The organism is Mycobacterium sp., from assembly GCF_050701675.1.
GTDB lineage: Bacteria > Actinomycetota > Actinomycetes > Mycobacteriales > Mycobacteriaceae > Mycobacterium.
The window spans coordinates 1-4,485 of the sequence record NZ_JBOGDD010000100.1; the positions used below are offsets into that span (position 1 = coordinate 1).

The following is a 4,485-nucleotide window of genomic DNA, read 5'->3' on the forward strand; positions in this document are numbered from 1 at the left end:
ATGGTGGCCGGGGCGTCCAACTGATGGCCTGCAAGGGGGCTGCGTCCCGGGTCGGCGCGCAGCCGGCGCAACAGGCTGCCGATCGTTGACCGCTCCCTGGTCAGGCCCCGCTCCCGGCGCCGCGCATCGCCACCGTGCTGGACCGCAATATCTCGCCCAGTTCGGCGGGCAGGTAACCCTGCGCGGCCAGCCGCGGCATGACTCCGCCCTCGGCGATGATGTCGAGGATCAGGTCGGGTAGCCGCGGTACCCAGCCAGACTTTTCGGCGGTGTCGTTGCGCCAGGTGGCGTCGGACAGGTTGAAGGTCCCCGTGTCGCCATCGGTGAACAGCGACGTCGCGTCGGGCAACGTCATGGCGGGCAGGCCGGCGTTGACCGCATTGCGGAAGAACAGCGAGTTGAACTCCTCGGCCACCAGGCCGGCGACGCCGAGTTCGGTGAACAGTGCCGCGACGGGCCGCGACGACCCGACGCCGAAGTTGCGCCCCGCCACCACGATGTCGCCCGGCGTGACCTGGTCGGTCCAGCCGGGACGGACCTCGTAGAAGACGTGCTTGGCCGCCTCGGGCGGATCCATCTTCATGGCGAACGCGGGGTACATGGCGTCGGTGTTGAGGTCGTCGCCGAATACCCAGACCTTGCCGGTGATCTTGAGTGTCATGCGGTCACGCTCCTTGCGTCGGTGATGTAGCCGGCGATCGCCGATGCCGCGACGGTGGCGGGGGAGGCCATGAAGATCTCGGCCTCGGTACTGCCCATCCGCCCGGTGAAGTTGCGCGTGCTCGAGGTGACGCACACTTCGCCGGGTCCAACGACGCCCATGTGATAGCCGAAGCAGGCGCCGCAGGTGGAGTTGGTCACGACGCCCCCGGCGTCCGCAATGGCCTGCAGGTAGCCCAAGCGCATCGCCTCTCGGTACACGGCCTGGGAGGCGGGTGTGACGAGCAGCCGGACGCCGGGGGCAACGGACTTGCCGCGCAACACGTTCGCTGCAATCTCCAAGTCCTCGAGTTGCCCGTTGGCGCACGATCCGATGAACGCCTGATCGACCTTCTGCCTGCCCAGCTCCGACACGGGCACCCCGTTGTGGCTGACAGTGCCGGGCTTGGCGACGTAGGGCTCGAGCGCGGCCAGATCGACGCGTCGGACGTCGTGGTAGTTCGCGTCGGGATCCGGTGTCGCGGAGCGATATCCGGTCACGCTGCGCTCGTCGAGGAACGATGTCAGCAGGTCGTCGGGCTCGAATGTGCTGAAGTCGGCGGACACTTCGGCGCCCTGGGTGGCGATGGTGCGCCGGTCGTGCATCGGCACGCTGGCCAGTCCGGGTCCGCCGTACTCCAGGTTCAGGTTGGCGGCATCGCCGTACGTGTTCGCGATGTGCAGGAAGACGTCCTTGCCGCTCACCGCCTCCGGCAGGGTGCCCTGGAGTTCGTAGCGGATGGTCGGCGCGATCTGAAACCAGGTGCTTCCGGTGCACATGATCGAATAGACCTCGGCCGGGCCGAGGCCACGTGCCGCGGTGTTGAACGCGCCTCCGGCGCAGGTGTGAGAATCGGTGCAGGCCAGTACTTCTCCGGGCCGGGCCAGCCCGTTCTCGGCGATGACCTGGTGACAGATGCCGTGCCTGCCGACATCGTAGAAGCGTTCGATACCGAAGTCGGCGGCGAACTTGCGGGCTCGCGGGCCGCCGGCGGCATCCTTGAGGGTCGGGGCGGGGACCGCGTGGTCCATCACGATGGCCAGTTTGTCCGGGTCGTGGATCTTGAGGGGTTCCATCCACATCGTGGCGAATTGCAGGTCGATCAGCACCGTCATGTCGACGTCGACGACGACGGTGTCACCGGTGCCGACCGCCGCGAGGCCGGCCTTGCGGGCGAAGATCTTCTCGATGACAGTCATGCCCATGACTTGTCCTCCGTGGCTGCGAGTTTGGTGTCGAGTGCGAACCACTCGGCCATGCCGACCAGGTTGAAGAAGTCGGCGGGTTTGGTGGGCGCGAAGTCGGCGGCGTTCGTACCGTTGAGCGCGCAGAGACCTTCGAGCATCGCCGCCGTCGCCCTGGCGAGGGGGTCACTCGGGTGGATGGCGATGGCATAACCCAACTCCTGGAGCCGCGACGCCGATTCGATCGGCGTCATGCCGCCCAGTACCAGGTTGATCAGCAAGGGGGCGTCGACCTCTCGGGCGATGCGCTCGATCTCATCGGTGCCCTGCGGTGCCTCAATGAAGATGATGTCCGCGCCCGCGGCGGCGTAGCGGTTGGCCCGCTCGATGGCGACGTCCAGTCCGAAGGAGGCCCGCGCGTCGGTGCGCGCGACGACCAGCAGGTTGTCGTCGGATCTGGCGTCAAGGGCGGCGGCCAGAGTCTGCTCGAACACCGCGGCGTCGACGACCTGCTTGTCGGGCAGATGTCCGCAGCGCTTCGGAAAGGCCTGGTCCTCCAGCTGAATCGCGGCTACGCCGGCAGCCTCGTATTGACGCACGGTGCGCACCACGTTGATCGGTGCGCCGTAGCCAGTGTCGGCGTCGGCGATCAGCGGAACGTCGCCGAGTGCATCGCTGAGAACGCGGGCACGCTCGGCCATCTCACTGCCCGTGACCAGTCCGATGTCGGGTAGGCCGAAGCCGGACGCTGCAACGCCCGCCCCGGTCAGGTAGCCGGCGGCGTGCCCGGTGCGCTTGGTCAGTTGCGCGGAGATGCCGTCGAAGACACCGGGCGCGACGATCAGCTCGCCGCGGTCGAGCAGTTCACGCAGCGCTCGCCGCGCGGAAGTGGTTGGCATGTCGAGTCTCTCCTCAGTCCAGGGCGCCGGCGACGGGGTCCGCCAGCAGGTCGATGAGATCGCCGACGTCGTCGAGGTCGGTCAGGCCGATTACCGCCCGTTCGATCGCCGCGGCGCGGGAGCGGGTGGTGACCCGGTCGGCAAGGCCGTGGAACTTGGCGACCAGCTCATCGTTGGTGACCGGGTCGTTGGGCGCGCCGTGTGGTTGGTCGACGCGGGAGTGGTGCACGGTCCCGTCGGCCATCGTGACCGCGACGTCGGTGCGGAAGCGCTCGGTGATGGGCGCATCGGTCAACGACTCGTCGAGGTGCACCTTGGTCGAGTCGAGGAGCCTCCAGACGTCGTCGGAGTCCAGTCGCTGCGGGGTGAACTGTTCGGGCAGGACGTTGCCGTCGAGGAGTGCAGCCGCCGTCGCATAGCCGATGTTCATCTGGGCCCCGATCGACGTCAGCGGTCGTTCGGGTTGCCACCACCCGTGCTTGTAGACGGTCTCGCCCACGGTGATGTCGACCCGTGAAATCTGCTCGGGGACAATCGAAGAACGGAGGCGACGCGCCGCGTCGATGGCTCCGTGCAGCCCGCCCATCGCGGCGTAGGACTTAACCATGATGATCGAGGTCTCCCAACGCTCGCCGAGCTGCCCGGTCAGCGGTGCGGCGTCGGGATCGTGTCCCTCTCCGAAGACGCTGAGGAATCCGCCGTACTCGCGTTCGAAGACCCGCTTGATGCCGATGTATCCGGCGGCCGCGAGGCCCGCGGCGTAGAAGCCGTTTCGGGCCGCGAAGCCGTGGTGCATCCGCTTGCTCATCGCCTCGTACTGGGCGGCCATCAGCCCGGCCGACTGGGTGCCCGCGAGGCCTAGCGCATCTTCCAGTTGGGATGGCGCCAGGCCGCGCAGCTTCCCGGATGCCATTGCGGCACTGTGCGTACCGAACACCGGTCCGGAGTGCCAGCCTCGGTCCAGCATCTGCGCGCCGTGCAGCGTGTAGCCGACCCGTGGGCCCACCTCGAAGCCGGCGATGGCCGCGAGCAGGAAGTCGGCGCCGCTGGTGGGCGCCTGGCGAATCGACGCCGTCGACAGCAACGCAGGGATCAGCAGCGAGCAACTGTGAAGCGGAGCCAGCGGATGGAAGTCGTCGAGTTCGAACCCCTGGATGAACGTGCCGTTGAGCACCGCTGCCGCTGGTGCGCTACTCCGCAGGCCGGTGCCGATGACGATCGCGTCGCCGGCGCCCTCCATGGCGAGAACGGCGTCCGTCGCGGTGCGTGACCATGGCAGACCAGCCCCGATGAGGGCGCATCCGACGCCGTCGAGCAGAAGGTACGCGGCCCGTTCGAGCACCTGCGGCGGAACGTCCGCCGAGCCGAGTCCTGCGACCCAGTGCGCGAGCAACCCCGTGGGCCCGTGCGGATCAGTGGCGTCGGCGCCGCGTCCCATCTGCAATCTCCTCCTGTTGTTATATTCATATAACAACATCTCGATGAATGACGCAACGGGAGACGGCGGGTCTGTGAACCAGTGGTGTGAAAAGCTCTCAGCTGTGCAGGAAGGTCCGAACGCCGCCGCGCTGGTCAACACCGCTGCGGGCGTGTCGCTGCACCGTCAGCTCTTCCTGGTCCTCCATGACGAGATCGGCCGTGGAGCACTCACCGCGGGTGACGCGCTTCCGACCGAGCAGTCGCTGTGTGATCAGTTCGGGGT

General features: G+C 67.6%; 4 protein-coding genes and 1 pseudogene. 1 reads left to right on the forward strand and 4 read right to left on the reverse strand.

Annotated elements, in window-relative coordinates; genetic code table 11:
- Positions 1 to 100 precede the first annotated feature (100 nt).
- From ACRDUX_RS03175 to ACRDUX_RS03190, 4 genes are read right to left on the reverse strand one after another with little or no spacing between them, the layout of a single operon-like run.
- Positions 101 to 649, reverse strand: a complete 549-nt coding sequence (locus tag ACRDUX_RS03175) for a LeuD/DmdB family oxidoreductase small subunit (protein WP_526410949.1) — start codon at positions 647 to 649, stop codon at positions 101 to 103.
- Positions 650 to 657: 8 nt separating this feature from the next.
- Positions 658 to 1,905 (reverse strand): 3-isopropylmalate dehydratase large subunit, encoded by a 1,248-nt coding sequence (locus ACRDUX_RS03180; protein WP_526410944.1) that lies wholly within the window; start codon positions 1,903 to 1,905, stop codon positions 658 to 660.
- Positions 1,896 to 2,783: an isocitrate lyase/PEP mutase family protein gene (locus ACRDUX_RS03185; RefSeq protein ID WP_526410945.1), complete on the reverse strand. Its 888-nt coding sequence runs from the start codon at positions 2,781 to 2,783 to the stop codon at positions 1,896 to 1,898. Before ACRDUX_RS03185 ends, ACRDUX_RS03180 begins: the two co-directional genes overlap by 10 nt.
- A 13-nt stretch (positions 2,784 to 2,796) precedes the next feature.
- Positions 2,797 to 4,221, reverse strand: a complete 1,425-nt coding sequence (locus tag ACRDUX_RS03190) for an MmgE/PrpD family protein (RefSeq protein WP_526410947.1) — start codon at positions 4,219 to 4,221, stop codon at positions 2,797 to 2,799.
- Positions 4,222 to 4,264: 43 nt separating this feature from the next.
- Between ACRDUX_RS03190 and ACRDUX_RS03195 the strand changes: the two are divergent.
- Positions 4,265 to 4,485, forward strand: a pseudogene (locus ACRDUX_RS03195) (hypothetical protein); the annotation flags it as partial.

Excerpts from the sequence above, each read along its gene's own strand:
- ACRDUX_RS03180 (WP_526410944.1), bottom strand. The coding sequence starts at position 1,905 with ATGGGCATGACTGTCATCGAGAAGATCTTCGCCCGCAAGGCCGGCCTC.
- ACRDUX_RS03185 (WP_526410945.1), bottom strand. The coding sequence starts at position 2,783 with ATGCCAACCACTTCCGCGCGGCGAGCGCTGCGTGAACTGCTCGACCGC.
- ACRDUX_RS03190 (WP_526410947.1), bottom strand. The coding sequence starts at position 4,221 with ATGGGACGCGGCGCCGACGCCACTGATCCGCACGGGCCCACGGGGTTG.